The organism is Massilia sp. SYSU DXS3249 (assembly GCF_053668055.1).
The window spans coordinates 1-26,274 of record NZ_JBSIPX010000012.1 but is presented as its reverse complement, the minus strand read 5'-3'; the positions used below and the strand labels follow the sequence as shown (position 1 = coordinate 26,274).

Annotated in this window: 26 protein-coding genes and 1 pseudogene; 19 read left to right on the top strand and 8 right to left on the bottom strand. The window is 64.9% G+C overall.

Going from position 1 to position 26,274, the window contains the following annotated elements; all coding sequences use genetic code 11:
* Window positions 1-11 precede the first annotated feature (11 nt).
* From ACWCIA_RS14805 to ACWCIA_RS14795, 3 genes are all read left to right on the top strand, one after another.
* Window positions 12-569 carry a cytochrome c oxidase assembly protein gene (locus tag ACWCIA_RS14805; RefSeq protein ID WP_454164461.1) on the top strand — a complete coding sequence of 186 codons (558 nt, stop codon included), beginning with the start codon at window positions 12-14 and terminating at the stop codon, window positions 567-569.
* Entirely contained in the window at window positions 566-778 is a 213-nt protein-coding gene (locus ACWCIA_RS14800) for a DUF2970 domain-containing protein (protein ID WP_454164459.1), read from the top strand. Before ACWCIA_RS14805 ends, ACWCIA_RS14800 begins: the two co-directional genes overlap by 4 nt.
* Before the next feature lie 67 nt (window positions 779-845).
* Window positions 846-1,703: a cytochrome c oxidase subunit 3 gene (locus ACWCIA_RS14795; RefSeq protein ID WP_454164457.1), complete on the top strand. Its 858-nt coding sequence runs from the start codon at window positions 846-848 to the stop codon at window positions 1,701-1,703.
* A 66-nt stretch (window positions 1,704-1,769) separates the two neighbouring features.
* On the opposite strand, the gene ACWCIA_RS14790 is transcribed toward ACWCIA_RS14795, so the two are convergent.
* Entirely contained in the window at window positions 1,770-1,970 is a 201-nt protein-coding gene (locus tag ACWCIA_RS14790) for a twin transmembrane helix small protein (protein WP_454164455.1), read from the bottom strand.
* A 50-nt stretch (window positions 1,971-2,020) separates the two neighbouring features.
* Between ACWCIA_RS14790 and ACWCIA_RS14785 the strand changes: the two genes are divergently transcribed.
* The 6 genes from ACWCIA_RS14785 (at window position 2,021) to ACWCIA_RS14760 (ending at window position 7,273) form a co-directional block, all read left to right on the top strand.
* Entirely contained in the window at window positions 2,021-2,782 is a 762-nt protein-coding gene (locus tag ACWCIA_RS14785; RefSeq protein ID WP_454164453.1) for an SURF1 family protein, read from the top strand.
* A gap of 55 nt (window positions 2,783-2,837) precedes the next feature.
* Window positions 2,838-3,407: an SCO family protein gene (locus tag ACWCIA_RS14780; protein ID WP_454164451.1), complete on the top strand. Its 570-nt coding sequence runs from the start codon at window positions 2,838-2,840 to the stop codon at window positions 3,405-3,407.
* 13 nt (window positions 3,408-3,420) lie between these two features.
* Entirely contained in the window at window positions 3,421-4,569 is a 1,149-nt protein-coding gene (locus ACWCIA_RS14775; protein WP_454164696.1) for a COX15/CtaA family protein, read from the top strand.
* Complete coding sequence (gene cyoE, locus ACWCIA_RS14770) at window positions 4,566-5,456, top strand: heme o synthase (RefSeq protein ID WP_454164450.1); 891 nt, start codon at window positions 4,566-4,568, stop codon at window positions 5,454-5,456. Before ACWCIA_RS14775 ends, cyoE begins: the two co-directional genes overlap by 4 nt.
* 15 nt (window positions 5,457-5,471) lie before the next feature.
* Entirely contained in the window at window positions 5,472-6,059 is a 588-nt protein-coding gene (locus ACWCIA_RS14765; protein WP_454164449.1) for an SCO family protein, read from the top strand.
* Window positions 6,060-6,208: 149 nt separating this feature from the next.
* A complete protein-coding gene (locus ACWCIA_RS14760) occupies window positions 6,209-7,273 on the top strand; it encodes an AI-2E family transporter (RefSeq protein ID WP_454164448.1) in 1,065 nt (354 codons plus the stop codon).
* Window positions 7,274-7,369: 96 nt separating this feature from the next.
* Here the strand turns inward: ACWCIA_RS14760 and ACWCIA_RS14755 are convergent, their stop codons facing one another.
* The 4 genes from ACWCIA_RS14755 to nhaR form a co-directional block, all read right to left on the bottom strand.
* Window positions 7,370-8,962 (bottom strand): hybrid sensor histidine kinase/response regulator, encoded by a 1,593-nt coding sequence (locus ACWCIA_RS14755; protein WP_454164446.1) that lies wholly within the window; start codon window positions 8,960-8,962, stop codon window positions 7,370-7,372.
* Entirely contained in the window at window positions 8,959-9,768 is an 810-nt protein-coding gene (locus tag ACWCIA_RS14750) for an alpha/beta fold hydrolase (protein ID WP_454164444.1), read from the bottom strand. The genes ACWCIA_RS14755 and ACWCIA_RS14750 overlap by 4 nt, the downstream gene beginning before the upstream one ends.
* 96 nt (window positions 9,769-9,864) lie before the next feature.
* Window positions 9,865-11,208 (bottom strand): hemolysin family protein, encoded by a 1,344-nt coding sequence (locus ACWCIA_RS14745; protein ID WP_454164443.1) that lies wholly within the window; start codon window positions 11,206-11,208, stop codon window positions 9,865-9,867.
* Between the two features lie 46 nt (window positions 11,209-11,254).
* Window positions 11,255-12,163 carry a transcriptional activator NhaR gene (nhaR, locus tag ACWCIA_RS14740; protein ID WP_454164441.1) on the bottom strand — a complete coding sequence of 303 codons (909 nt, stop codon included), beginning with the start codon at window positions 12,161-12,163 and terminating at the stop codon, window positions 11,255-11,257.
* Between the two features lie 109 nt (window positions 12,164-12,272).
* Here nhaR and ACWCIA_RS14735 point away from each other — a divergent pair, with 109 nt between their 5' ends.
* The 4 genes from ACWCIA_RS14735 to ACWCIA_RS14720 all read left to right on the top strand — a co-directional run bounded on the left by ACWCIA_RS14735 (window position 12,273) and on the right by ACWCIA_RS14720 (window position 15,470).
* Window positions 12,273-13,337, top strand: coding sequence for a DUF475 domain-containing protein (locus ACWCIA_RS14735; protein ID WP_454164439.1), 1,065 nt, complete (start codon window positions 12,273-12,275; stop codon window positions 13,335-13,337).
* 184 nt (window positions 13,338-13,521) lie between these two features.
* Window positions 13,522-14,097, top strand: a complete 576-nt coding sequence (locus tag ACWCIA_RS14730) for a TerD family protein (protein ID WP_454164437.1) — start codon at window positions 13,522-13,524, stop codon at window positions 14,095-14,097.
* 58 nt (window positions 14,098-14,155) lie between these two features.
* Complete coding sequence (locus ACWCIA_RS14725; protein ID WP_454164436.1) at window positions 14,156-14,851, top strand: TIGR00266 family protein; 696 nt, start codon at window positions 14,156-14,158, stop codon at window positions 14,849-14,851.
* A 37-nt stretch (window positions 14,852-14,888) separates the two neighbouring features.
* Window positions 14,889-15,470 (top strand): TerD family protein, encoded by a 582-nt coding sequence (locus ACWCIA_RS14720; protein ID WP_454164434.1) that lies wholly within the window; start codon window positions 14,889-14,891, stop codon window positions 15,468-15,470.
* 117 nt (window positions 15,471-15,587) lie between these two features.
* Here ACWCIA_RS14720 and ACWCIA_RS14715 read toward each other — a convergent pair whose 3' ends face one another.
* Window positions 15,588-16,628: a S41 family peptidase gene (locus ACWCIA_RS14715; RefSeq protein WP_454164432.1), complete on the bottom strand. Its 1,041-nt coding sequence runs from the start codon at window positions 16,626-16,628 to the stop codon at window positions 15,588-15,590.
* Between the two features lie 246 nt (window positions 16,629-16,874).
* Between ACWCIA_RS14715 and ACWCIA_RS14710 the strand changes: the two genes are divergently transcribed.
* The gene (locus ACWCIA_RS14710) at window positions 16,875-18,842 is read left to right on the top strand and encodes a peptidase U32 family protein (protein ID WP_454164430.1); all 1,968 of its coding nucleotides are present in this window, start codon (window positions 16,875-16,877) and stop codon (window positions 18,840-18,842) included.
* Between the two features lie 137 nt (window positions 18,843-18,979).
* Here the strand turns inward: ACWCIA_RS14710 and ACWCIA_RS14705 are convergent, their stop codons facing one another.
* Complete coding sequence (locus ACWCIA_RS14705) at window positions 18,980-19,876, bottom strand: dienelactone hydrolase family protein (protein WP_454164429.1); 897 nt, start codon at window positions 19,874-19,876, stop codon at window positions 18,980-18,982.
* 138 nt (window positions 19,877-20,014) lie between these two features.
* Here ACWCIA_RS14705 and ACWCIA_RS14700 point away from each other — a divergent pair, with 138 nt between their 5' ends.
* The 3 genes from ACWCIA_RS14700 to ACWCIA_RS14690 are packed head-to-tail and all read left to right on the top strand — an operon-like array spanning window position 20,015 to window position 22,682.
* Window positions 20,015-20,407, top strand: coding sequence for a GntR family transcriptional regulator (locus ACWCIA_RS14700; RefSeq protein WP_454164427.1), 393 nt, complete (start codon window positions 20,015-20,017; stop codon window positions 20,405-20,407).
* Window positions 20,404-21,276, top strand: a complete 873-nt coding sequence (locus ACWCIA_RS14695) for an ABC transporter ATP-binding protein (protein WP_454164425.1) — start codon at window positions 20,404-20,406, stop codon at window positions 21,274-21,276. Before ACWCIA_RS14700 ends, ACWCIA_RS14695 begins: the two co-directional genes overlap by 4 nt.
* A complete protein-coding gene (locus ACWCIA_RS14690) occupies window positions 21,273-22,682 on the top strand; it encodes a hypothetical protein (protein ID WP_454164423.1) in 1,410 nt (469 codons plus the stop codon). Before ACWCIA_RS14695 ends, ACWCIA_RS14690 begins: the two co-directional genes overlap by 4 nt.
* Here the strand turns inward: ACWCIA_RS14690 and ggt are convergent, their stop codons facing one another.
* Complete coding sequence (gene ggt / locus ACWCIA_RS14685) at window positions 22,683-24,464, bottom strand: gamma-glutamyltransferase (RefSeq protein WP_454164422.1); 1,782 nt, start codon at window positions 24,462-24,464, stop codon at window positions 22,683-22,685.
* A 166-nt stretch (window positions 24,465-24,630) separates the two neighbouring features.
* Between ggt and pstS the strand changes: the two genes are divergently transcribed.
* Entirely contained in the window at window positions 24,631-25,674 is a 1,044-nt protein-coding gene (gene pstS, locus ACWCIA_RS14680) for a phosphate ABC transporter substrate-binding protein PstS (protein ID WP_454164420.1), read from the top strand.
* Window positions 25,675-25,854: 180 nt separating this feature from the next.
* Window positions 25,855-26,274, top strand: a pseudogene (locus ACWCIA_RS14675) (IS4 family transposase); the annotation flags it as partial.

The window sequence follows — 26,274 nt, the reverse complement described above, 5'->3', positions numbered from 1 at the left end:
CTGGGTTAAAGATGAGCTATACGCCCAGCGAGCGCCTGCGCCTGAACCGCTCCACCCTCGGCAAGCTGGTGGTGGTGGCGGTGATGATGTTCGGCTTCGGCTACGCGCTGGTGCCGGTCTACCGCCAGATGTGCGAGGTGCTCGGCATTAACGTGCTGACCCAGCAGGACGGCACCGTCGAGCGCCCGGAGAACACGCAGGTCGACACCACCCGTACGATCACGGTGGAACTCGACGGCAACTCGCAGGGCGCGTGGCGCTTCCGCCCGACCACCCGCAGCATCCAGGTGCATCCGGGCGAACTGGCGACGGTGGTGTACGAAGTCGTGAACACCCAGCCGCGCGCGGTCAAGGCGCAGGCGATCCCGAGTTATGCGCCGCAGGTGGCGACGCCGCATTTTAAAAAGGTCGAGTGCTTCTGCTTCCGCGAGCAGACCATGAAGCCGAACGAGGCGCGGCAGATGCCGGTGGTATTCTTCATCGACCCGAAGCTGCCGAAGGAAGTGAAGACGATCACCCTGTCGTACACCTTCTTTGAAATCGGCGGCGCGGTGGCCGCCAATCCATGACGAACGAGCAGCCCGGACCACGCAAGTCGTCCTTCGGCAAATCGATGAAGGCCGTGTTCTGGTCGTTTTTCGGGGTGCGCAAGCGCCGCGACTACGAGGATGACGCGGCGAATTTGAGCCCGTTCCACGTGATCATCGCCGCCCTCCTGGGACTGGCGATTTTCATCGGCGCCCTGGTACTGCTGGTGAGGTTGGCCGTCTCGCAATAAAAGATTCAGGCATCAAGATTCAAGCATCGCAATTCAACGCATTAGAAGAATGATCTAGGAGATGAAGATGAGTGTGTCAAAAACCGCGCCGCATTACTTCGTGCCGGGCCCTTCCATGTGGCCGATGGCCGGCGGCATTTCGATGCTGGTGACCATGGTCGGCGCATCCGCCTGGGTCAACAGCGCATCCTGGGGCCCGGCCGTCTGCATCGCCGGCATCGTCGCGATGCTGACCGTGCTGTACTTCTGGTTCGGCGACGCCATCGGCGAGTCGGAATCGGGCCAGTACAGCCGCAACATCGACGTCTCCTACCGCTGGTCGATGAGCTGGTTCATCTTCTCGGAAGTGATGTTCTTCGCCGCCTTCTTCGGCGCGCTGTTCTATGCCCGCGCGATTTCGATGCCCTGGCTGGCCGACCTCGACCACAAGGTGCTGTGGCCCGACTTCGCCGGCCAGTGGGGCAACACCGGCCCGGCCGGCGTGGTCGAAAGCTTCAACACGATGGGCCCGTTCCCTATCCCGACCATCAACACCGCGCTGCTGCTGCTGTCGGGCGTGACGCTGACCATTTCGCACCACGCGCTGCGCGCCGGCCACCGCCGCAACACGGCGGTCTGGCTGTTCGCCACCATCCTGCTGGGTGCGATCTTCATGGGCTTCCAGGCCTACGAATACATCCACGCCTACCAGGACCTGAACCTCAAGCTGAACTCGGGCATCTACGGCTCGACCTTCTTCATGCTGACCGGTTTCCACGGCTTCCACGTGACCCTGGGCGCGATCATGCTGTCGGTGATCCTGTACCGCGTCCTGCGCGGCCACTTCACTGCCGACAACCACTTCGGTTTCGAAGGCGCGGCCTGGTACTGGCACTTTGTCGACGTTGTCTGGCTGGGTCTGTACGTCGTCGTGTACTGGCTGTAATCGGGTCGTCGATCTGTTGAAGCGGGGACAGTCCACGCGAGTGGCTGTCCCCGTGTCACATGTTGGTCAGCGAATACCGGTCGGCTGGATCCAGCCCATCTTGTACGACGCGAGCAGGATCAGGAAGAGGGTAATCGACAGGCCGACGCGCATCGCCAGCGCGTGCACCGTGCGGTTGCTTCGGCCCTTGTCCTTCATCAGGAAGAACAGCGCCGAGCCAAGGCTGGCGATGATCAGGATGAAGGCGATGGCAACGAAGATTTTCATGGTCGGCCCGGTGGGTTCGAAAGTGGAGTTTCAGTAAGGGTTTCATTGTAATGCGTTTGGCATTTCGTTTTAGGACCATTCCGTTCGTGGCGACGGTGCTGCTGGTGACCTTGGGGATTGCGCTCGGGAATTGGCAGATGCGGCGGGCCGACGAGAAGATGGCGGTTGCGGCGCGGATTGCGGAGCGGGGGCATTCCGAGCCGGTGGTGTTGGGTGGCGCCAGTGGCGTGCAGGCGCACGACCGCGTGGGCACGAGTGCCCACCCTACGGACATCGAGTACCGAAGGGTGCAGATGACGGGGGAATGGGTCGCCGGCTGGCCGGTCTTCCTCGATAACCGGCCGCAGGGCGGGCGGGCCGGATTCTACCTGGCAATGCCGTTTAAAATAGCGGGTTCGGACGCACATGTGCTGGTGCTGCGGGGCTGGTTGCCGCGCGATCCGAGCGAGTACACGCGCCTGCCGCAGTTTGCGACCCCGGCGGGAACGGTGACGATCGAGGGCATCGCCACGCTGGGTGCCGGGAACGTCATGCAGCTCGGCACGCCGGGTGCCTTGACACCCGGCGCCATCGTGCAGAACCTGACGACTGCAGAGATGGAGCAGGCGAGCGGCCTGCGCCTGCGGCCTTTCTTCGTGCAGCAGGCCGGGCCGGCGGCGCCGGGCGAGGGCCTGGTGCGCGACTGGCCGGTGCCGGGCAGCGGCGTCGACAAGCACCATGGGTATGCCTTCCAGTGGTATGCGCTGGCCCTGATGGCGGTTTTATTTTTCGTGATAACGGGATTTCGAAGTGGAAGAAAACAAGTTGTCTGAGCGGGCGGCCAATACCGCAACTACCGCAAACACCGCGAACGCAGAGCGGCGCCGCATGTCGGGCCGCCTCAAATTGTTCGCCGTGCTGCTGGTGTGCGCGGCACCGATCATCGCCTCCTACGTCACCTATTACATCATCAAGCCGACCGGGCGCACCAACTACGGCGCCTTCATCGACCAGCGCGCCCACCTGATGCCCGACCTGGCCACGACCACGCTCGACGGCCGCCCGGAAAAGCTGCAGGAACTGGCCGGCAAGTGGGTCATGGTGAAAGTCGGCGGCGGCGCCTGCGACGAGGCCTGCCTGAAGCAGCTGTTCTCGATGCGCCAGTGGCGCACCATGCAGGGCAAGAACATGGACCGCGTCGAGCGCGTCTGGCTCATCACCGATAAGGAGCCGATCGACACCATGCTGATCCGCCAGTACGACGACATGCACATGCTGCGCGTGGCGCCCGAGGCGCTGGCGAAATGGCTGCCGGTCGAGCAGGGCGGCAAGCTGGAAGACCACATCTTCCTGATCGACCCACGCAGCAACCTCATGATGCGCTTCCCGAAGAACCCGGACCCGGCCCGCGTGCACAAGGACATCGCCAAGCTGCTCAAGGCCTCGGCGATCGGATGATGTCGCAATGAGCATGACCGCCTCCTCGCTGTTCCAGCTGGCCCTGATGGGCCTGTTCGTGGCCAGCATCCCGCTGACCATGGTCTGGCTGTCCTCCGACGTCAATAAGTACCGCAAGCTGGTCTGGGTGATGGCCTTCCTCACCTTCGACCTGATCGTCTTCGGCGCCTTCACCCGCCTGACGGATTCGGGCCTCGGCTGCCCCGACTGGCCGGGCTGCTACGGCGCGGCCAATCCCTTCATCGCCCACGAGCAGATCGCAGCGGCTGAGGCGCTCATGCCGACCGGGCCGGTGACGAAAGTGAAAGCCTGGATCGAGATGATCCACCGCTACCTGGCGATGGGCATCGGCGTGCTGATCATGGCGCTGATGTTCCAGTCCATCCGCCAGTGGCGCAAGACGCACCGGGCCGCTTTTGCCCCGGCCATGCCGGTCGCCCTGTTCGTTTTTGTCTGCATCCAGGGCGCTTTCGGGGCCTGGACCGTGACCCTGAAACTGCAGCCGGTGATCGTCACCATCCACCTGTTGCTGGGCATGCTGCTGCTGGCGATGCTGGTCTGGCTGGGCGAGCGCGAGAACGAGCTGCTGAAGCCGCCGGCGCCGAGCCGCAACCCGGCCGCGCTGCATGGGCTGCGCACGCTGGGCCTGCTGGCCGCCGTGGTGCTGGTGGTCCAGATCGCGCTCGGCGGGTGGGTGAGCACTAACTACGCGACCCTGGCCTGCGACGAATTCCCGCTCTGCGACGGCAAGCTGGTGCCGGAGATGGACTTCGAGCACGGCTTCACGCTGTGGCGCCAGCTCGGCATGACGGCGGCCGGCGACTACCTGCAATTCCCGGCGCTGGTGGCGATCCACTGGGTGCACCGCAACTTCGCGATCCTCGTGACGCTGGTGCTGGGCTGGACGGCATGGCGCGCATGGCGCGAACCGGCATTGCGCCGCAATGCGCGCGGGCTTGCGCTGGTGTTGTTCATCCAGCTCTTCACGGGCGTGGCGACGGTGTTCTTCGACTTCCCGCTCGCCATCGCCGTGTTGCATAACGCCGGGGCCGCTGTCCTCGTGGTGCTGGTGACCATGTTAAACTACAAGGTCAAGACCTTAATCGCAGTGTCGCAGCGCAGCCCCGCGAATGCGGACGCTCCTGCGAACTCGTATCGATGACCACCCAGACCGCCCTCCAACCGACCAGCCGCATCGCCCAGTACTGGACGCTGACCAAGCCACGGGTCACCCAGCTTGCCGTGTTTTGCGCCGTCATCGGCATGTTCCTCGCCACCGACGGCTTCCCCGGCTGGCGCGTCCTGATCGCCGGCACCGCCGGCATCTGGCTGCTGGCCGGCGCCGCCTTCGCGGTGAACTGCCTGATCGAGGCCGAGATCGACGCGCGCATGGCCCGCACGGCGCGCCGCGCCACCGCCAGGGGCGAGCTGACGCGCAACCAGACCCTCGTGTTCTCCGCCATCATCGGCGGCCTCGGCATGCTTGTCCTGTACACGCTCGTCAATCCGCTGACCATGTGGCTGACCTTCGTCACCTTCGTCGGCTACGCGGTCGTCTACACCATCTACCTCAAGCCGGCCACGCCGCAGAACATCGTCATCGGCGGCCTGTCGGGCGCGATGCCGCCGGCCCTCGGCTGGGCCGCGGTCGCCAACGACGTGCCGATGGAAGCCTGGCTGCTGGTGCTGATCATTTTCGTGTGGACCCCGCCGCATTTCTGGGCGCTGGCGATGTACCGCCGCGACGATTACGCGCGCTCGGGCCTGCCGATGCTGCCGATCACCCACGGCATGGCCTACACCGGCCAGCAGGTCTGGCTGTACTCGCTGGCGCTGGCCGCGACCACCTTGCTGCCCTACGCCGTGCGCATGAGCGGCCTGATCTACCTGGTGTCGGCCCTGGTCCTGAATGCCCTGTTCCTGCGCCATGCCTGGCGCGTGCACAAGCACTACAGCGACCAGACGGCGCGCAAGGCCTTTGCCTATTCGATCCTCTACCTGTCGCTGCTGTTCGCGGCGCTGCTGGTCGACCATTATTTTCGGTTTTAATTCGCAAATTCCGACATGAAAAAATTGATGATGGCGTCGATGATGGCGCTGGCCCTGATGGCCGCCGGCTGCGACAAACTGGCCTCCAAGCCCGCCGCTTTCCAGAACACCGACCTGACCGGCCTCGATTACGCCAAGGGCTTTTCGCTGACCGACCACACCGGCAAGCCGCGCACCCTGGCCGACTTCAAGGGCAAGGTGGTGGTGCTGTTCTTCGGCTACACCCAATGCCCGGACGTCTGCCCGACCACGATGGCCGAGATGGCCGCCGTGATGAAGGAACTCGGTCCGTCCGCCGACGAGGTGCAGGTGCTGTTCGTCACCCTCGACCCCGAGCGCGACACCCAGCAGCTGCTGTCCGAATACGTGCCGGCCTTCGACAAGCGCTTCCTCGGCCTGCGCGGCACGCCGGAACAGACCGAGCAGACGGCCAAGGAGTTCAAGGTCTTCGTCTCGAAGGTGAAGGGCACGGAACCGGGCAGCTATACGGTCGACCACACGGCCGGCAGCTATGTGTTCGACAAGGAGGGGAGAGTGCGCCTGTTCCTGCGTCATGGCCAAGGCCCCGCACCCATCGTCCACGATCTCCGCCAGCTGTTATGATTTCTCAGATGGAAGCCTGATAAACCTACTGCGCGTCGTAGGTTAGGCCTGCGATGCTCGCTGTACAGTAAGTACAGCTGCGCTTCTCGGCCTAACCTCCTTCCGCTCGCTACGGTTTCTCAGGCTTCTGATACTTTGACAGGGAAGGCATGGAAACACGTCCAGGCAGGAACTACACCCGCATTGCGACCGTCGTCCTGCTCACGCTGGGCTGCCTCTACGTCCTGAAACCCTTCCTGCCCGCGATCCTGTTCGCGGCCGCCGTCGTCATCTCGTCCTGGCCGATGTACCTGCGGGTGCTGTACCGGATGAAGGGCCGCCGCTCGCTGGCGGCGCTGACGATGACGCTGTCGCTGACCCTGCTGGTCGTCATCCCGCTTGCCAGCGTCGCCTACAACCTGGCCGACGACGTCGCCACCACCTTCGGCCACATGCGCGATGCGATCGAGCACGGCGAGCTGCTGCCGCCCGCCTGGGTGCGCGAGCTGCCGTTTGTCGGCGAATCCTTCGACACCTACCTGCGCCAGCTGGTCGCCAGCCGCGACCAGATGCTGGCGCTGGCCCAGCGCATGGTCGAACCGGCGCGGCGCTACCTGATGGCGGGCGGCCTGATGCTGGGCGGCGGCGTCATTCAAATGAGCCTGGCCGCCTTTGTCAGCTTCTTCCTCTACCGCGACGGCCAGGCCCTGATAGCGGTCACCTCCAGCATGATGGCGAAGGTGATGGGCGAGAGCGCGCAGGAGGTATCGGACATCATCGGCCGCACCACGCGCAGCGTCATGTACGGCCTGCTCGGCACGGCGCTGGCCCAGGGGCTGGTGGCGGCGATCGGCTTTTCGATTGCCGGCGTGCCGGCCGTGCCGCTGCTGTCGGTGCTGGTCTTCCTGACCTCGCTCGTGCCGGTCGGCCCGCCGATCATCTGGGGCGGGGCGGCGATCTGGCTGTTCTCGCAGGGCAGTACGGCCTGGGGCGTGTTCATGCTGATCTGGGGCGCGGTCCTGATCAGCGGCGTCGACAACGTGGTGCGGCCGATGCTGATCAGCCGCGGGACGAGTTTGCCCTTCCTCCTGACCCTGCTGGGGGTGCTGGGCGGGGTGATCGCCTTCGGCTTCGTCGGGATGTTCATCGGGCCGGTGCTGCTGGCGGTGGGCTACTCCCTGATCAGCGAATGGACCGGGACGCGCGACCCGATCGTGAAGCAACCGGGAGGATGAACGCAGGGTGGAGGCATTGAAGCCGGGGGCTTCAATGCCAACTCCACGCGAATGTGTGCGTCGTGTTGACGCATGCACGGCCAACATCACGCCGCGTTACGTTCCGGCCTGCGCCAGCAGCCCACGCAACACATCGAAATCAATCGGCTTGGTCAGGTGATGATCAAACCCGGCATCGAATGCCAGCTTCTTGTCTGCGTCCTGGCCCCAGCCGGTGGCCGCGACCAGCAGGATGCGCTCGCCGCCGGGCAGCAGGCGGACGCGGCGTGCCAGCTCGTAGCCGTTCATGTCGGGCAGGCCGATGTCGAACAGGGCGACCTGCGGCAGGAAGTCTCCCAGCATGTCCAGGGCCGCGCCGGCGGTGTGGGCGGCGCGCGCCGTGCAGCCGTGCATTTCCAGGAACATGACGAGGATGTCGGCCGCATCGATGTTGTCGTCCACCACCAGCACGGTGGCGGCGCTCGTGGCGCCTGGCGCGGCGGCCGCTGCGGACAGCGTCTCCGGCTGCGCCTGCGCCAGCGGCAGCCGCACCGTGAAGGTGCTGCCGCGGCCTTCGCCCTCGCTGTGCGCGCTGATGCTGCCGCCATGCAGGACCACGATGCCGCGCGCCAGCGCCAGGCCGATGCCCAGGCCGCCCTTGGCACGGTCGAGGGCCGGTTCGAGCTGGGAGAACATGCCGAACACGGTGCCCAGCGCATGCCCCGGGATCCCGATGCCGTTGTCGCGCACCTGGATCACCGCATCGAGCCCCTCGGTGCGCAGCTCGAGCGCGAGCTGGCCGCCGTCCGGCGTGTACTTGCAGGCGTTGGCCAGCAGGTTGGCGACCACCTGGAACAGGCGCGTCGCATCGCCCCGCACGATGGCGTCGGGCGCGGCGATCGTCACGGCGAGGGTGTGCCCGGCGGCGCGCAGCGCGGCGCCGACGTCTTCCACCGCGCCCCGCACGACCTCGGCCAGCGCTACCTGCGCGTGGCGCAGTTCCATGCGGCCCTGGGTGATGCGCGAGACGTCCATCAGGTCGTCGACCAGATGCGTCAGGTGGTGCAGCTGGCGGTCGAAGACCTCCAGCAGCGGGCGCCGGCCGCCCGTGCCCTGATCGAGCTTGAGCACTTCCAGGGCGCTGCGCATCGGCGCCAGCGGGTTGCGCAGCTCGTGCGACAGGGTCGCCAGGAATTCGTCCTTGCGGCGGTCGGCGTCCGACAGTTCCTGGTTCAGGGCGCGCAGCTGGGCTTCGGCCTCGAGCCGGGCGCCCAGCGCCTGTTCCGCGCCGCGGCGCGCGGCCAGCAGCTCGCGTTCGTAGGAGCGGCGTTCGTTGATGGCGAGCAGCGCCCACTCGTCGAAGACGCTGCCGTCGACCGTGCGCCGCACGATGTTCACCAGCACCGGCGTGCGCTGGCCGCTGCTGTCGCGGATATCGATCTGGAGCTGGGCCACCGACCCCTGCATCTGCAGGATGGGCAGGCAGTGCGTCTGGTGGAACAGGCGCGCGCCGACGGTGAGGAAATCCTGGATGCGCACCTTCCCGGTCAGCGCCGCGCTCGAATAGCCGAGCCAGCGGCAGAGCGTCGCGTTGGCGCGCAGGATGGTGCCGGCGACGTCGGTCAGCAGCAGCCCGCAGGGAGCATCCTGGTACAGCGTGTCGTCGGCGGGCAGGCCGCCCGGGCTGCTCGGGTGGCTGAGGTGGCTCAAGCGGCGATTTCCAATTCGCCCAGAAAGGCGCGGGTCAGGCGCGCGCATTCCTGCGGGGCGCTCATGTGCGGGCAATGGCCGATGTTGGTCACCACCTCGAGCCGGCTGCCGGCGAGCTGGCGCTGCAGGTAGCTGCCGACTTCGAGCGGCGCGATCAGGTCGTCGCTGCACTGGACGATGAGCGTCGGCACGCTTGCATGCGCGAGGTCGGCGCGGTGGTCCGACAGGAAGGTCACGCGCGCGAAGTGGCGGGCGATCTCGGGATCGTTGCGGCAGAATTTATTGGTCAGTTCGATGCCGAGGTGGGGCAAATTGGGCGCGCCCATGATCACCGGCGCCATGCTGCTCGACCAGCCGAGGTAGTTCGCGTCCATCGTCTCGAGCAGCTCGTCGATGTCGCCGCGCCCGAAGCCGCCCCGGTAGCCGTCGCCATCAATGTAGCAAGGGGAGGGCGCGATCATCACCTGGGCCAGGAAACGGTGGGGCGCCTTGTTTGCGGCCAGCAGGCCGATCATGGCGCTGACCGAATGGCCGACATACACCACCGGGCCGTCGGCGACCGCGTCGAGGATGTCCAGCAGGTCGTCGGCGTGGCCGTGCAGGCTGGCGTGGCGAGTGCGGCAGTAGGCGCCGAGGTCGGAATCGCCGCTGCCGGTCAGGTCGAAGGCGACCACGCGGCAGCGGTCCTCGAAGGCCGGGGCCATGAAACGCCACACGACCTGGTCGCAACCGAACCCATGGGCGAAAACGAGGGTGACGGGACCATCGCCCGAGACGGTGATGTTATTGCGGCGACGCACGTCCATACAGTCTCCCCTGGGTCGATGTCGATTGTAAAATCAAAACTTACAAAGGAAACATTATACGCGCGCAATTTAGCGCCGGTCGACAATCCTGCGGCCTCAATCCTCGTCGTCGTCGCCGCCGCGCGTCAGTTGCGGAATCACCTTCACCAGCAGGATGCGCGGGCCATTGGTTTTCTTGACCACCACGTCAAACTTCGGGAACCCGATGCGCTGGCCCTGTTTCGGGATGTCGCCGAGCTTGGCCATCAGGAGGCCGCCGACCGATTCGACGTCGTCCAGGCCCATCTCTTCGTTGTCGATGTCGATGCCGAGCAGGCGTTCGAGCGAATAGATCGGCAGGCTGGCCTTGCCGATGTAGGTTCCGTCAGCCTGCGGCAGCCAGTCGTTCTCGTTCATGCGGAACTCGTCGCGGATCTCGCCGACCATCGCGCCGAGCAGGTTGTCGAGCGTGATGAAACCGACCGGGCGCTTGCCCTTTTCGCCGATCAGGGCGAAGTGCGGCGCGCCGGCGCGGAAGCGGCGGAAGATTTCCTGGGCCGGCGTGCGCGCCGAGATCGTCTCGACCGGGCGCAGGTATTGCGTCAGGTCGGTGATGTCCTTGCCCGACTGCTGGGCGAAGAACAGGTCCTTCAGGTGGATCACGCCCAGCACTTCCTCGCCTTCCTCGTCGAAATACGGGTAGCGCGAGAAGCGGTTGCGGCGCACGGTCTCAAGGTTTTCCGCGATCGTCTGGTCTTCGTGCAGGGCGATGACTTCGTTAATCGGGCGCATCAGGTCGGACACGGCCATCTCGGAAAACTCGAGCGACTGGGCCAGGATGTGGCGCTCGTCGTGGGTGAATTTTTCCTTGCCGGTGCTGGTGTTGGTGCGCAGGATGAGCTTGAGTTCTTCGGTCGAATAATGCGTGTCGTGGCTGCCTGCGCCGGCCAGCCCGGCCAGGCGCAGCACGCCGTTGGCGCTGGCATTGAGCAGCCAGATCGCCGGATACATCATCCAGTAGAAACCATACAGGGGCAGGGCGCACCACATCGCGACCACTTCGGGAATGCGGATCGCCAGCGACTTCGGCGCCAGCTCGCCGACGACGATGTGCAGGAAGGAGATGACGCTGAAGGCGACGATGAAGGACACGCCGTGGATCACCTGCGGCGAGGTCACGCCCAGCATGGCGAAGACGGGTTCGAGCATGCTGGCGAAGGCCGGCTCGCCGACCCAGCCCAGGCCGAGGGAGGCGAGGGTGATGCCGAGCTGGCAAGCCGAGAGGTATTCGTCGAGCTGGCCGTGGACCTTGGCCAGGATGCGCCCGCGCAGGCCGCTGGTTTTGGCAATCGCGCGCACGCGGGTCTTGCGCAGCGTGACGATACTGAATTCCGCTGCGACGAAGAAGCCATTCAGCGCCACGAGGAAGAGCGCCAGAACGACAAATAAAATATTTTCCATATAAAGGATGAGTTGATAAAAGGCACAGCGATGTGCATTGTACAACTCAACCGCCTCCCAGCATCCCGTGATGCACCGAGGCGAGAATGGCGGCGACCGCCGGATGCTGGATCTTGCGCTCGTTCGAGATCGCATAAAACTGTTCGCGCACCTGCGGCACGCGCCCGACCACCACCGCCTGCAGCTGTTCAAGCAGGTCGGACGCCAGCGCCGCCGGCGCGAAGAACAGGCCCAGGCCGCGCCGGCCGAAGGTAGTCAATAAAGCGTTGTCCTCGAACTCGCCGACGATGTCCGGGTGCACGCCCTGCAGCTCGAACCATTCGTCGATCCGGGTGCGCAGGGCGTTATTGCGCGTCGGCAGCAGGAAAGGCGCGCCGTTCAGCTTTTTCGGAAAGCCCTCGGCGTACGCAGCGGCGAGGGCGCTGGTCCCGACCACCGTCATCTCGCTCTCGAACAGCTGGTGGCTGAACACGCGCAGGGTGCTGCCGGTGGAGAGGGCGCGGTCGGTCAGCACCACGTCGAGTTTATGCAGGGCCAGGTCCGCCAGCAGGGCGTCGTGCTGGTCCTCGTAGCAGACCAGGCGCACCGGCAGCGCGAGCCGGGTGGTGGTCTCCAACAGGCGGTAGGCGGTCAGTTTCGGCAGCGAGTCGGCAATGCCGACAGTGAGCCTGGTACGCAGGTTGCCGGAACCGTCGAGCGCTTCCTGCATCTGTTCGCCCAGGAGAAAAATCTGGTCGGCATATTTATGGGCCACTTCTCCGGCGTCCGACAGCACCAGGCGCCGCCCCTGCTGGGTAAACAAGACCTTGCCGACCGACTGCTCGAGCAGGGTGATCTGGCTGCTGACCGTCTGCACGGCCAGGCCCAGCCGTTCGGCCGCGCGCGTAATACTTCCCTCTTTGGCAACCACCCAGAAGTAATATAGATGCCGAAAATTCGTGCTGGCGTTTTTCATGTCTTCCGTTTTTCCGAAGTAAGTCTCCCATTATCTTCGCTTTTTCAATAGTTCGGTTGCGTTTAGACTACGCGCTAGCAATTTCATAACCAAAAAAGGGGAATCACATATGAAGCACTTCAGGGGATCATTCCTCGTCGCAATCGTCTGTCTGAGTCTGGCGGCCTGGTGGGGTTACGAGCACAACGGCTGGCCCGGCGCGATGACGGCGCTTGGCGTCGCAGCCATCCTGTCGATCATGGAAGTATCGCTGTCGTTCGACAATGCCGTGGTGAACGCTTCGGTACTGAAGGGCTGGGACGAATTCTGGCTGAAGCTGTTCCTCGGCCTGGGCATGATCATCGCCGTGTTCGGCATGCGCCTGGTGTTCCCGCTGGTCATCGTCGCAGTCGCGGCCGACCTGGGCGTCACCGAGGTATGGAACCTGGCGCTGACCAATCCGAAGGAGTTTTCGGGCCACCTGACCCAGCACCATGCGGAAGTGGCGGCCTTTGGCGGCATGTTCCTGCTGCTGGTCTTCCTGAACTTCCTGCTCGACGATGAAAAGGAAACCCACTGGCTGGGCAACTTCGAGAAGAAGCTCGGTTCGCTGGGCAAGGTCTCCTCGATCTCGGTGATGATCTCGCTGGCTGCCCTGCTGTTCGCCTCGACCTTCGTCCCTGACGTGCAGCGCATGATCGTCCTGGTCGCCGGTATTTGGGGCATCCTGGTCTACGTCGGCGTGGACATGATCAGCAGCCTGCTCGAAAAGAGCGAGGCCGAAGAAGGCAGCGACGTCGGCGACATGGTCAAGAAGGGCGGCATCGGCGGCTTCCTGTACCTCGAAGTGCTCGACGCATCGTTCTCCTTCGACGGCGTGATCGGCGCCTTCGCGATCACCTCGGACGTCGTGATCATCATGCTGGGCCTGGCCATCGGCGCGATGTTCGTGCGTTCGATGACGGTCTACCTGGTCAAGAAGGGCACGCTCGACGAGTTCGTCTACCTGGAGCACGGCGCGCACTACGCGATCGGTATCCTGGCCGTGATCATGCTCGCCAGTATGCACGTCCACGTGCCCGAGCTGGTGACCGGCCTGACCGGCGTGGCATTCATCATTGCTTCGCTGTGGTCGTCGATCCAGTACAAGAAGAAGCATGCGGCGCTGGAAGGCCACGAGAAGCAGGTAGCGTAAGCAAGGTAGGGTGGACGGGAAACCCGTCCACCCAACGACGCGATAACAAATTTCGCGGCAGCGCCACAAGCGCCCCGCACAACGAACCGCACGGCGAGCGGCAGAACACCAGCTCGCTGCGCGTGGTTAAAACGGTGTTCAACCATAAGTTATCCACTTAGTTTCCACTTAGGAGAAACACATCATGGCAATCAGTCTGCAAAAAGGCGGCAACGTCAACCTGTCGAAAGAAGCTCCTGGCCTGACCAACCTGAAGGTCGGCCTCGGCTGGGATACCCGCGCCACCGACGGCGCCGCATTCGACCTCGACGGTGCCGTCTTCATGCTGAACTCGTCCGGCAAGGTCCGTTCGGACGCCGACTTCATCTTCTACAACAACCTGAAGTCGACCGACGGCTCGGTCGTGCACTCGGGCGACAACAAGACCGGCGAAGGCGCGGGCGACGACGAAGTCGTGGCGGTCGACCTGACCAAGGTGCCGGCCGACGTCGACAAGATCGTGCTGGCCGTGACCATCCACGACGCCGAGACCCGCCGCCAGAACTTCGGCATGGTCGGCAAGGCCTTTATCCGCTGCATCAACGCTAACGGCGACGCGGAAATCGCCCGCTACGACCTGTCGGAAGACGGCTCGACCGAAGCGGCAATGATCTTCGGCGAGGTGTATCGTAATGGCGCCGACTGGAAATTCCGCGCCATCGGCCAGGGCTTCCAGGGCGGCCTGGGCCCACTGGCCAAGAACTACGGCGTCAACGTTTAATTCAACAGGTTCGCGGTCCCCACGACCGGGGGCCGCTACTAAGGGAAGCTACTAAAAAATGCCTACTTTTACCGTGACCGGGGACGTCGATCCCTTCCTGCATGTGTCGATGCGGCAGGGTGAGACCATCTATTGCGAATCCGACGCGATGGTGATGATGGAATCGACCCTCGACCTGAAAGGCAAGATGCGGGGCGGGCTCGGCAGCGCTCTGATGCGCACCTTCGCCAACGGCGAGTCCTTCTTCCAGCAGCACATCGAAGCGACGCGCGGCGCCGGCGACTGCCTGCTCTCGCCGACGCTGCCGGGCGCGATGCAGATCGTCGACGTCGGCCCGAACAACTACATCATCAGCGACGGCGCCTTCGTCGCCGCCTCGTCCAACGTCGGCCTGAACGTGCGCACCCAGAACATCGGCAATGCGCTCTTCGCCAACAGCGGCGGCTTCTTCGTGACGGAAACGTCCGGCCAGGGGCAGGTGGTGGTGTCGGGCTTCGGATCGATGTCGATGCTGGAAGTCGAGCCGGGCAAGGACGCGATCATCGACAACGCGCACGTCGTGTGCTGGGACAGCACGCTGCGTTACGAGATCTCGATCACGACCGGCACCAGCGGCGGCTTCCTGGGTAACCTGATCAACAGCCAAACCAGCGGCGAGGGCATGGTCCTGCGCTTCTCGGGCAAGGGCAAGGTCTACGTGTGCTCGCGTAACCGCAACGCCTTCAAGGCCTGGATGCAAACGCCCGCCAAGTAAGTCCGCTGAGTCAAGCCCAACACTAAGGAGTAACGCAATGTCAGTCAACCTGCAAAAAGGCCAGAAAATCTCGCTCTCGAAAGAGGGCGGCGGTGCGCTCACCCGCGTCACGATGGGTCTCGGCTGGGACGCCATCAAGTCGAAGGGCTTCTTCGGCTTCGGCGGCAAGACCGAAACGGTCGACCTCGACGCCTCCGTCGTGATGTTCGACGAATCGAACCGCCCGGTCGACACGGTCTGGTTCCGCCAGCTGAAGAGCAAGGACGGCAGCGTCCAGCACACGGGCGACAACCGCACCGGCGCCGGCGACGGCGACGACGAGCAGATCAACGTCGACCTGTCCGCCGTGCCGGGCAACGTCAAGTCGCTGGTCTTCACCGTGAACAGCTTCACGGGCCAGAACTTCTCGCAAGTGCAGAACGCCTATTGCCGCCTGATGGACGCCACCGGCAACAAGGAAGTCGCGCGCTACGACCTGTCGGTGCAGGGCGCCCACACCGCCCAGGTGATGGCCAAGCTGTACCGCCACAACGGCGAGTGGAAGATGCATGCGATCGGCGAAAACGCCAGCGGCCGCACGTTTGACGACCTGATGCCGTCGATTACGCCGCACCTGTAATCGTTGTTCGCAGGCGTTGGAGAAGAACCGGGGATGCGTCCCCGGTTTTTTCGTTTTGAATCCAGGCGTCCGAGGAGTGCCTGCTTGTTATGAAAACGGAAGAGCGCAGCGACTCCGTCAATGTTCCCCGGCGCCCCGCGAAGCGGTGCCTTGAAATCGGCGCTGCAGCAGGTCCTTCGCCACCGCAAGCGCGCTGTCCGGAGCCGCTGCGATGTCTGGAACGACGCCTACCCCCTCCCAGTTCGTACCGGTAATGGGACTGATGGTGCGCCGGTCAGGTATCGCGGCAAAAAAATGGTCGCCGAGCCGATAAAGGCGCCCGCCGTGGGCTCCACCCCAGGTCCGCTCACCGATCACCGTCGCGCGTTTCAACGCTTGCATCGTGTACACGAATGCTTCGGCGGCCGACTTCGTTTCGGGGCCTGCCAGGATGAGGACCGGCTTCTTGCCGCCATAGCGCTTGCCGTCGAGCTTATCCATCGTCCAGTACTGCCTGGTGACGCCCGTCGTACGCTCCCAGGTGTCGTTCAGGCGGGTGCGCTCGTCAAAAAAATAGCTGACCAGTAGCGCCGATGAGTCTCCCCCGCCGCCGCCGTTGTTGCGCATATCAATGATGAGGCCATCCGTGTCGGCGAGTTCATTCATCGCCGCGGCAAACTTGTCGGACGCGAAGAAGACCGGCGCGAACGAGGAAATCTCCAGGTAGCCGATATTCGGGCTCAGGCGTTCAATCTTTTCCACGCCAAGTTTCGATGCGAGGACCTTGTCGCGCACCGCAGGCGGCGCCCGTTTTTCCCACTCTGCCCGCGTCTCGGGCGGCGGCGGCAGTGCATCCTCGGACGGCACCGGCCGGGCGCTGAAGCCTACCATCATATGCTTGTCTTGAACAACGCCGTGAATGTCATCCGTCAGCTGTTTCGCCAGCTGTTTGCCGTCCGTGATCCCGTCGTACTTGCCCTCGCGCTGGCGCTGGCGCAGGACAGACTCGACTTGTTTCGCTTTGTCTGGGAAAACATAGTGGGCATTGAGCTTGGCAATGAGTGTATCGACGACCTCTACCTGGGTGGCGCGATTCGGCTCTACGGCCGGCGGGCTGGCGATTGCTCCTGTCACAGTTAGCATCAGCAAAGACGGTATGACAATCCATTTCTTGTTCATTTTTTTCCTCTGAGTGCGGCACACGGTTTTAATGTTCGATCGGCAAATCAGAAACAATCACTTCATCAATAAGGCAAAGAAGTAGGGTAAGAATAGCACATCAATTGCTATTAACTAGCAATTCTCAATGCTCAAATAGAGTAGAGTCGGCCAGGTCATCGCAAGCGCCAGTGCCCCGTCCCGGCAACCATGACACGCGCGAACTGCAAAGCTATAATTTGCGCCTTCGTCCCAGAGGAATGCGCGATGTCTCTACTTGACCACCAGCTCGAACTGCTGTCGCCCGCCAAAACCGCCGAGATCGGCCGCGAGGCCATCCTGCATGGCGCCGACGCCGTCTATATCGGCGGCCCCGCCTTCGGTGCGCGCCACAATGCCAGCAACACGCTGGAAGATATCGCCGGCCTGGTGCAGTTTGCCCACCGCTACCGCGCGCGCATCTTCGTGACGATGAACACGATCATGCACGACGCCGAGCTCGAGCTTGCGCAGCAGCAGATCCGGCAGCTGTACGAGGCGGGTGTCGATGCCCTGATCGTCCAGGACATGGGGCTGCTGGAGCTCGACCTGCCGCCGATCCAGCTGCATGCCAGCACGCAGTGCGACATCCGCACCGTGGAGAAGGCGAAGTTCCTGGGCGACGTCGGCTTCTCCCAGCTGGTGCTGGCGCGCGAGCTGACGATCGAGCAAATCCGCAAGATCCGCGCGGAAGTCGATACGCCGCTCGAGTACTTCATTCATGGCGCCCTGTGCGTCGCGTTTTCCGGGCAGTGCTATATCTCGCATGCGGACACGGGCCGCAGCGCCAACCGCGGCGACTGTTCCCAGGCTTGCCGGCTGCCCTACACGCTGACGGACGGCAAGGGCGGCGTCGTGGCCTACGACAAGCACCTGCTGTCGATGAAGGACAACGACCAGAGCCGCAACCTGGAGGCGCTGATCGACGCCGGCATCCGCTCGTTCAAGATCGAGGGCCGCTACAAGGACATGGGCTACGTGAAGAACATCACGGCCCACTACCGCCTGCTGCTCGACGAGATACTCGAGCGTCGCGCGGGCTTCGTGCGGGCGGCCAGCGGACACACGCAGATCTTCTTCACGCCGGACGTCGACAAGAATTTCAACCGCGGCCACACCGACTATTTCGCCCAGGGCCGCCAGGAAGACATCGGCGCCTTCGATTCGCCGAAGTACCTGGGCGTGGAAGTAGGGGGTGTCAGCAAGGTGGGCGCGGACCACTTCGACATGCTGACCGAGGCGCCGCTGGCCAATGGCGACGGCCTGAACTACATGAACAAGCGCACGACCGTCGGCATCGGGGTCAACACGGTGCAGAAGCTGGGAGAGAGCGACGAAGGCCAGCGCTGGCGCGTCTTTCCGAACGAGCCGGTCAGCGCCTTGCCCGGCCTGAAGCCGGGCACCCGGATCCACCGCAACCGCGACCACCAGTGGGAAGCGGCGCTCACGAAACGCTCAGCCGACCGCAAGGTGGCGCTGCACCTGAGCCTGCGGGAAACCGATGGCGGCCTCGCGCTGACCCTGCGCGACGAGGACGGCATCGAGACCGTGACGCACGCGCAGCTGGCCCTGCAACCCGCGCACAACGCCGAGCAGGCCGACGCGGCGCTGCGCACCAGCCTGACCAAACTCGGCAACACGATGTTCGAAGCCGACGGCATCGAGTTGGCGCTGTCGCAGCCCTGGTTCGTGCCCGCCGCCGCCATCAACGGCTTGCGGCGCGACGCCGTGGCGGCGCACGAGGCGGCCCGGCTGGCTGCCTGGGAGCGACCGGAGCGCAAGGCGCCGGCAGAGCCGCCCGCCGTGTATCCGGCGACCCAGCTGTCCTACCTGGCCAACGTCTATAACGAGAAGGCGCGCGCGTTCTACCACAAGCATGGCGTGGGCCTGATCGACGCGGCGTATGAGGCGCACCAGGAGGCGGGCGAGGTGTCGCTGATGATCACCAAGCACTGCCTGCGCTTCTCGTTCAACCTGTGCCCGAAACAGGCCAAGGGCGTGCAGGGCGTGCAGGGGCAGGTGAAGGCCGAGCCGATGACCTTGAGCACGGGCGACGACACCTACACGCTGCGCTTCGACTGCAAGCCGTGCGAGATGCACGTCGTCGGGGCCATGAAGCCGGGCATCCTGCGCTCGCCGCCGCCGTCCGCCGTGGCGTACAGCCCATTGACCTTCCATCGCCGGCGGCCTGCGTAGCTCTGCTGGGCGAGGAACTGCAACGCGTGGAGTCGGGACTCCACCCTACATCTGGCGCGAATCGTAGGGTGTGAGGGGGGCGCCGAGCCTCCTGACTCCACGCGTTTGGAAAGCCAGCGCAGCCGTACAGTGTGGTTTTACCCCAGCTTGGCCTTGAAAAACCCTACCGTCCGCCCCCAGGCCAGCTTCGCTGCCGCCTCGTCGTAGCGCGGCGTCGTGTCGTTGTTGAACCCATGCTCGGCGCCTTCGTACACGAAGTGCTGGTAATCCACCTTGCTCTCCTTGAGCGCGGCCTCGTAGGTCGGCCAGCCGGCCAGGATGCGCGCGTCCTTGCCGGCATCGTGGATCATCAGCGGCGCACGGATGTTCGGCACGTCGGCGGCGTTCGGCTGGCTGCCGTAGAAGGGCACGGCGGCCGCCAGGTCGGGCATCACGGTAGCCAGGTAATTGGCGATGGCGCCGCCATAGCAGAAGCCGACCACGCCGACCTTGCCCGTCGACTGCGCATGGGTTCTCAGCGCGTTCGCCGCGGCCACGAAATCGGCGCGCGATTTCGCCTGGTCCAGCGTCTGGAACAGCGCGCGCGCCTTGTCTTCCGCATTGTCCTCACTCTTCGGATAGCCGCCCAGCGGATGCAGCGCGTCCGGCGCGTAGGCCATGAACCCTTCCAGCGCGAGCCGGCGCGTCACGTCTTCGATATGGGGATTGAGGCCGCGGTTTTCGTGGACGACCAGGATCGCCGGCAGCTTGCCCCTGGCATGCGCAGGCAGGGCCAGGTAGCCGCTGACCGTGCCGTAGCCTTTCGGCGACGGAAACTGTACGCGGCTCGTCTTCAGCCGGCTGTCGTCAGGCAGGACCAGGGGTGCGGCGAAAGAGGGCGACAGCTGCGCCAGCAAACCCGCCGCCGTCAGGCCGCCGACGGCATAGCGCGAAGCGCCGGCCAGGAATTCGCGGCGCGACAGGCGGCCATGGACGTAGCCGTCGAAGAGCTGCAATACCTCGGGATCGAAATCGTGTGCTGTCAGTCGGGTCATGTCGGTCGTCTCCGTCAGGGAAATGGCTTGCCCAGCATACGCCTGATGGGCTGTGCCGGAACAAGCATGTCTAAATTTTCTTGTTGACATCACATCAAAATGCATCTACTGTATTAATTAACTAATACAGTAGACACCATGACCTCCCACACCGCCCAGCTGTTTTCGATCACCACCGGCTCCCCCGAGCCGATCTACCGCCAGCTCGTCGAGCAGGTGCGCCGCCTGGTCGCCGCCGGCCAGATGGCGCCGGGCGATGCGCTGCCCTCGGTGCGTGAGGTTGCGCAGGCGCTGGCGCTGAACCCGATGACCGTCTCGAAGGCCTACAACCTGCTCGAGATGGAAGGGCTGCTGGCGCGCCGGCGCGGGATGGGCATGACTGTTGCCGAACGCAGCGGCGCCGCTGCCGCCGACCGCGCCGCGCTGCTGCGCCCGACCCTGGAACGTGCCGCCCTCGAAGCACGCCAGCTCGAACTTGACCCCGATACCGTTGTTTCCCTTTTCATCCAAATCCTGAAAGAGCAACCATGAGAGTTCCGATCATCCGCATGTCGTCGACCAGCAAACGTTTTGGCAGCCAGTCCGTGCTCGATGGGCTGGACTGGCAGGTGATGCCGGGCCAGGTCATCGGCCTGCTGGGCCGCAACGGCGCCGGCAAGTCGACCCTGCTCGAATGCCTGCTTGGCCTGCGCGAGACGGACGGGGGCAGCGTGACCGTGTTCGGCGAAGACGTGGCCGCGCTGTCGGAAGCGACCCGGGCGCGCATCGGCTACGTGCCGCAGAAATGCGACCTGTTCGACTGGCTGACGCCGCGCCAGATGCTCGACTATTTCAAGGCCCTGTACCCGCGCTGGAACGACGCCAAGGTGGATGCGCTGCTCGAGCGCTGGGGCTTCGACGCGCTCATGCAGGCCAAGGCGATCAGCAAGCTGTCGGGCGGCGAGCAGCAGCGCCTGTCGATCATCCGCGCGCTCGGGTCCGACCCGGAACTGCTGATCCTCGACGAACCCGTCTCCGCGCTCGACCCGGTCGGCCGGCGCGACTTCCTGCGCGAGCTGATCGACGGCGTGATCGAGCACGGCACCACGGTCGTGTTCTCGACGCATATCCTGTCCGACCTGGAACGGGTGGCGCTCGACGTCGCTTTCCTCAAGGGCGGCAGGATCGCCCTGCAGGGCCCCTTGGACGAACTCCTCGAAGGCGCGCGCCGGGTCGTCGGCCCGAGCGCCGTGCTCGACTCGATGAAGGTCGCCGGCGAGGTGCGCCGCCAGCGCAGCGGCGACGGGTTCACCAGCGTCGTGACCCAGGGCGGGCCCGGCATCGCGGCCCTGCAGGCGACGCCGGGCGTGCGCCTGGAGAGCCTCAGCCTGGAAGACCTGTTCATCGAGGTGACGCAATGATGCCGGCCCTGCGCGACTATGCCTTGCTGTGGTCGACGGCCCTGGCGTCGCGCGATGCGCGCGCCGCATGGGCGTTTCGCCTGCTTGCGGTCGTCGTCCCGCTGACCGTCGGCTTTCTCGTCTGGAATCGCACCGGCGATGTGTTCGAGGCCTTCGGCTTTGCGGTGCGCGTGCCCGTCGCGATCTTCATGTTCGCGGCGCTGACCTTTTACGTGCCCGGCGCCATCCGCCTGAATACGCCGGCCAATGCCCGCCTGGTGCCGCGCATGCGCCGCCGCCTGGTCGAACTCACGCTGCTGGTGTGGGTGGTCTTCACGGCGGCTGCCGTACTGATGGCATGGGGCACGCCGCTGCCGGCCGCGCTGGTTGCGATGGCGACCCTGGCATGGCTGGCCGGGCTGGGGCTGGCATCGGCAGGCTATCAGGCCGGCATGATCGTCCAGGTCAGCCTGCTGTTTGGCGTCATCTTCAGGATGCACGTACCGGCCAGCCTGTTCGAACAGCCGATGGCGAACGGGATTGCCCTGCTGCTGCTGGCGCTGGCGGCACGTACGCTCGGCCTGATGTTCCCGAACGGGGGCGACCGGCATTGGGAACGGCGCGGTGCACAGGCACGCGCGCTGGAGCGCACCAAACCGGAGGGGCTGATGCGCCAGGCATCCGGCATGCGCTTCGGGGGAGCCTTGTATGCAGCCGCGCTGCGCCGCCATTCCACGACGCCGCGCGCACCGGCTTTCCAGCTTTCCGTGCTCGGTCCGGCCATGCATTGGTCGCAGCGCTACCTGCCGCTGCTGGTGCTGGTGATGTTCGTGGCGGCGGTGCTGACCCTGGTCCGGGTCTTCGTCGGCGATGCGGTCGCCGAAACCAAGTGGCTGGTCCTGCTCTGCCAGGGAATGCTGTTCGCCCAGTTGTTCACCTACGAACAGCGCAACGTGCGCCTGTCCGATACCCGCACCGAGCAGGCCCTGTTGCGGATGGCGCCGCCAACGCCGGCAGCGGCCGATCGCTTCAACCGGCAACTGAACGCATCGCTGCTGCGCATGGCGCTGCTCGACTGGGCGGCCCTCGTGGCGGCGCTGCTGGGCATCTCGGCGTTTGCCGGGATCCCCCGGGAGGGCTTGCTGCTCACGGCGCAGCTATGCTGCCTGACGCTGCCGCTGGTTGCCGCGAATGTGCGCGATCATGCGCGCCACCGCAGCTCCGGTCTATTGCGCCTGGTCGGTGGCCTGCTGGCGGCCGTGGCAACGAGCCTGGGTTCGGCCCTGCTGGCGCGGGAGCTGGCGGGTACGCCGGTGCTGCCTGTCGCGGCGAGCGCGAGCATCGTGCTGGCGCTGATCGTCACCGTATGGCGCTGGCGTAGCGCCGTCGCCGCCCCGCACGCCTTCCCGGCCGGGCGCTTTGCCTGATCAGTGAGCGCGCTTCTGCACCAGCGCGCTGCCCACGCCGTGCCGGCGTCCTTCGCTGACCGCCGTCACGGTGCCGTCCGGGTTGAACACGATGGCGTTCGCCGCGCCGATTTCCTCCGGCGGGTTGTCGGGTGCATTCCCCCACTTGTGGCCGAAGGCTTCGAGCGCTTTGGCCTGCGGCGTGCCCGTAAAGCCCGGCTCGACCGAGGTGGTCGCGCCGTTGCGCTCGGACAGGCGCGGCGCGTTTAGCGCCTGGTCCATGGGCATGCCGAAATCGAGGTGGTTGACGATGGTCTGCAGCACCGTCGTGATGATGGTCGAGCCGCCCGGGCTGCCGATGGTGAAGGCGGGCTTGCCGCCCTTGAAGGCGATGGTGGGCGCCATGCTGCTGCGCGGGCGCTTGCCCGCTTCTGGCACGTTCGGGTGCGGGCTTGAGAAGTCGAAGTCGGTCATCTCGTTATTCAGCAGGAAGCCGTAGCCCGGCACCACGATGCCGCTGCCGCCCCAGGACTCGATGGTGAAGGTGTAGGAGACGACGTTGCCGTCCTTGTCCGAGACGGTGAAGTGGGTCGTGTGGGCGCTTTCCTGGCCGAGGGGGCGCGGTTGTGCACGAGGGGGTTGAGGGCGCAGCGGCACGCTCGGATCCTGCTGGTATGCGTACGGGTCGCCGGCCGGGACGTTCAGGGCAGCGCGCCGCAGGTCGATCGCCGCGCGGCGCTGTTTGGCATAGTCCTTCGACAGTAGCCCGGCGACCGGCGCCTCGACATATTCCGGGTCGGCCAGGTAGGCGTTGCGGTCGGCAAAAGCGAGCCGGCTCGCTTCCAGGTAGAGGTGCTCGGCCTGGGCGCGCGGCATGGCTTTCAGGTCATAGCCTTCGAGGATGTTAAGTGCCTCGGCCACCGTGACGCCGCCGCTGCTCGGCAGGGGCATGCCGGCGATCTCGTAGCCGCGGTAGGTACTCATCACCGGCGGGCGGATGCGCGCCTCGTAGTTGGCCAGGTCGGCCAGCGTCATCCGGCCGGGGCGCACCGTCGCGTTGGCGGCCATCGGCGGCCGGTTGACGGCGTCGACGATGGCGCGCGCCATCGGGCCTTCGTAGAACGCGCGCTGGCCGCGGGCGGCGATTTCGCGATAGGCCCTGGCCATGTCCGGGTTGCGCAGCAGGGTGCCCGCTTTGACGGCCTTGCCGCCCCTCAGGTAGAGGGCGCCGGTCGTGCTGAACTGCTGAAATTTCCTTTCATTTTGCTGCGTCAAATGATAGAAAGTTTCACTCACCTTGAAGCCCCTGGTGGCGACGTCGATGGCCGGGGCCAGCACCGTCTTGAAGCCCATCGTGCCGTAGCGCTCGAGCGCCTCGTGCCAGCCGCGCACGGTGCCGGGCACGCCGACCGCCGCACCGCTGGCGATCGCCTTTTCGTAATCGATCTCCTTGCCGTTTTCGAGGAATACCGCCGGCGTGAACGACGCCGGGGCCGTTTCGCGACTGTCGATCGTGACCACGCGCTTGTCCTTCGCCAGATAAATCACCATGAAGCCGCCGCCGCCGATGCCGCAGCTGAAGGGATCGGTCACGCCCAGCGTGGCTGCCGCGGCGACGGCCGCGTCGACCGCGTTGCCGCCCTTGTTGAGGATGGCCAGTGCCGACTGCGAGGCCTGCTCGCTGATGGTGGCGACCGCGCCGCCGGTGCCGGTGGCGACCGGGGTTTTCGCCAGCGCGAGCGGCGCGTGCAGGACGATGGAGAGGGTGAGGCCGCAAGCGAGGACGGTGGCGGATCGGGTCATGGATTCGAGAGGGAAGGGGAGGTGTGGCGAGCATAGCAAAAACGCCACGGCCGCGGCGCAAATGCCAGTCATACAACCGTCATCCGGCGGTCACACAGCCGTCACACTGGCTCGCTAGACTGCGCTCGTCACTCAACCAACCTCGCCAACCCCGAGCTACCACAAAATGAAAATCAAGCACATGTTCAAAACGATGATCGCCGGCGCTGCTGCCGCGATGGTGATGTCCTCTTCGTTCGCCGCCGACGTGACCGGTGCGGGCGCGACCTTCCCGTACCCGATCTACGCCAAGTGGGCCGAGATGTACAAGGGCGCCACCGGCACCGGGATGAACTACCAGTCGGTCGGCTCGGGCGCCGGCATCAAGCAGATCAAGGCCAAGACCGTCGACTTCGGCGCCTCGGACATGCCCCTGAAAGCCGCCGACCTGGACGAATCGGGCCTGATGCAGTTCCCGGCCATCATGGGCGGCGTGGTCGCCGTGGTGAACCTGGAAGGCGTGACCCCGGGCCAGCTGAAGCTGACCGGCCCGGTCCTGGCCGACATCTACCTCGGCAAGATCACCAAGTGGAACGCGCAGCCGATCGCCGCCCTGAACCCGGGCGTGAAACTGCCTGACGCCGACATCACCGTCGTGCACCGCGCCGACAGCTCGGGCACCTCCTTCCTGTTCACCGACTACCTGTCGAAAGTGAACCCGGAATTCAAGGACAAGGTCGGCGCCGGCACCACCGTGAAGTGGGCGACCGGCATGGGCGGCAAGGGCAACGAAGGCGTCGCCGCCTACGTCCAGCGCGTGAAGGGTTCGATCGGCTACGTCGAGTGGGCCTACGCCAAGAAAAACAAGCTGTCGCACACCCAGCTGAAGAACAAGGAAGGCCAGTTCCTGCAGCCCGACGACGAAGCCTTCAAGGCCGCCGCCGCCAACGCCGAGTGGACCAAGACCCCGGGCTTCTCCGTGATCCTGACCGACGCCGGCGGCAAGAACGCCTGGCCGATCACGGGCGTGTCCTACATCCTGATGCACAAGTCGCAGGCCGACGCCAACAAGGGCAAGGAAGTCGTGAAGTTCTTCGACTACGCCTTCAAGAACGGCGATGCCGCCGCGGCCGAGCTGGACTACGTGCCAATGCCGGAATCGGTCGTCAAGCTGGTGCAGGGCGCGTGGAAAGCGCAGCTGAAGGACGCGTCGGGCGGTGCGATCTACTGATCCGCGAGCGGGCGGGGAGCACGCCCGGGTTTCCGTATTTTGCGGCGGTCTTCGGACCGCCGTTTTTTTTGTAGGGTGGGCATTCATGCCAGTTCTTTAAAGGTGTCTCTGTAGAGCAACTACAGCTGAGCGGCACTATCGTCCCTGGACGACATCCAAGTGGTACAGGAGGAATGTGCCATGGTGATGAATGCATTGATAGCGCATTGCGCGCGGAATAGTCCTTTAACGGTAATGGCGCGGCTAGCGCTACAGCATGCATTGGAACCAGCCTGGATCGATGAGTTATTCGAGCGCGAGCGCGGTACCCAGTATCAAAGGGAACTGTTGTTTTCGACGACAGTAGAGCTGATGTCATTGGTAGCGGTTGGATCAAGTCCATCGCTTCATGCTGCTGCGCGGGCATGCCCGGAGTTGTCAGTATCGGTCCAGGCACTCTATGACAAGGTCAAGCACACCGAACCGGGCCTGGTGCGTGCATTGGTGAGCGGTAGTGCAGCGCGCCTAAGCGATGTACTGGCGCCGATGATGAAGAACGAACCGCCCATGGTGCCGGGTTATCGGCTGCGCATTGTCGATGGTAGCCATCTGCCGGCGAGT

Coding starts and splice junctions, on each gene's coding strand:
- ACWCIA_RS14705 (WP_454164429.1), bottom strand. CDS start 19,876: ATGACCCGACTGACAGCACACGATTTCGATCCCGAGGTATTGCAGCTC.
- ggt (WP_454164422.1), bottom strand. CDS start 24,464: ATGACCCGATCCGCCACCGTCCTCGCTTGCGGCCTCACCCTCTCCATC.
- ACWCIA_RS14695 (WP_454164425.1), top strand. CDS start 20,404: ATGAGAGTTCCGATCATCCGCATGTCGTCGACCAGCAAACGTTTTGGC.
- ACWCIA_RS14725 (WP_454164436.1), top strand. CDS start 14,156: ATGCCTACTTTTACCGTGACCGGGGACGTCGATCCCTTCCTGCATGTG.
- ACWCIA_RS14745 (WP_454164443.1), bottom strand. CDS start 11,208: ATGGAAAATATTTTATTTGTCGTTCTGGCGCTCTTCCTCGTGGCGCTG.
- ACWCIA_RS14690 (WP_454164423.1), top strand. CDS start 21,273: ATGATGCCGGCCCTGCGCGACTATGCCTTGCTGTGGTCGACGGCCCTG.
- pstS (WP_454164420.1), top strand. CDS start 24,631: ATGAAAATCAAGCACATGTTCAAAACGATGATCGCCGGCGCTGCTGCC.
- ACWCIA_RS14795 (WP_454164457.1), top strand. CDS start 846: ATGAGTGTGTCAAAAACCGCGCCGCATTACTTCGTGCCGGGCCCTTCC.
- ACWCIA_RS14800 (WP_454164459.1), top strand. CDS start 566: ATGACGAACGAGCAGCCCGGACCACGCAAGTCGTCCTTCGGCAAATCG.
- ACWCIA_RS14765 (WP_454164449.1), top strand. CDS start 5,472: ATGAAAAAATTGATGATGGCGTCGATGATGGCGCTGGCCCTGATGGCC.
- nhaR (WP_454164441.1), bottom strand. CDS start 12,163: ATGAAAAACGCCAGCACGAATTTTCGGCATCTATATTACTTCTGGGTG.
- ACWCIA_RS14735 (WP_454164439.1), top strand. CDS start 12,273: ATGAAGCACTTCAGGGGATCATTCCTCGTCGCAATCGTCTGTCTGAGT.
- ACWCIA_RS14760 (WP_454164448.1), top strand. CDS start 6,209: ATGGAAACACGTCCAGGCAGGAACTACACCCGCATTGCGACCGTCGTC.
- ACWCIA_RS14730 (WP_454164437.1), top strand. CDS start 13,522: ATGGCAATCAGTCTGCAAAAAGGCGGCAACGTCAACCTGTCGAAAGAA.
- ACWCIA_RS14710 (WP_454164430.1), top strand. CDS start 16,875: ATGTCTCTACTTGACCACCAGCTCGAACTGCTGTCGCCCGCCAAAACC.
- ACWCIA_RS14790 (WP_454164455.1), bottom strand. CDS start 1,970: ATGAAAATCTTCGTTGCCATCGCCTTCATCCTGATCATCGCCAGCCTT.
- cyoE (WP_454164450.1), top strand. CDS start 4,566: ATGACCACCCAGACCGCCCTCCAACCGACCAGCCGCATCGCCCAGTAC.
- ACWCIA_RS14780 (WP_454164451.1), top strand. CDS start 2,838: ATGTCGGGCCGCCTCAAATTGTTCGCCGTGCTGCTGGTGTGCGCGGCA.
- ACWCIA_RS14805 (WP_454164461.1), top strand. CDS start 12: ATGAGCTATACGCCCAGCGAGCGCCTGCGCCTGAACCGCTCCACCCTC.
- ACWCIA_RS14720 (WP_454164434.1), top strand. CDS start 14,889: ATGTCAGTCAACCTGCAAAAAGGCCAGAAAATCTCGCTCTCGAAAGAG.
- ACWCIA_RS14775 (WP_454164696.1), top strand. CDS start 3,421: ATGACCGCCTCCTCGCTGTTCCAGCTGGCCCTGATGGGCCTGTTCGTG.
- ACWCIA_RS14715 (WP_454164432.1), bottom strand. CDS start 16,628: ATGAACAAGAAATGGATTGTCATACCGTCTTTGCTGATGCTAACTGTG.
- ACWCIA_RS14700 (WP_454164427.1), top strand. CDS start 20,015: ATGACCTCCCACACCGCCCAGCTGTTTTCGATCACCACCGGCTCCCCC.
- ACWCIA_RS14750 (WP_454164444.1), bottom strand. CDS start 9,768: ATGGACGTGCGTCGCCGCAATAACATCACCGTCTCGGGCGATGGTCCC.
- ACWCIA_RS14785 (WP_454164453.1), top strand. CDS start 2,021: ATGCGTTTGGCATTTCGTTTTAGGACCATTCCGTTCGTGGCGACGGTG.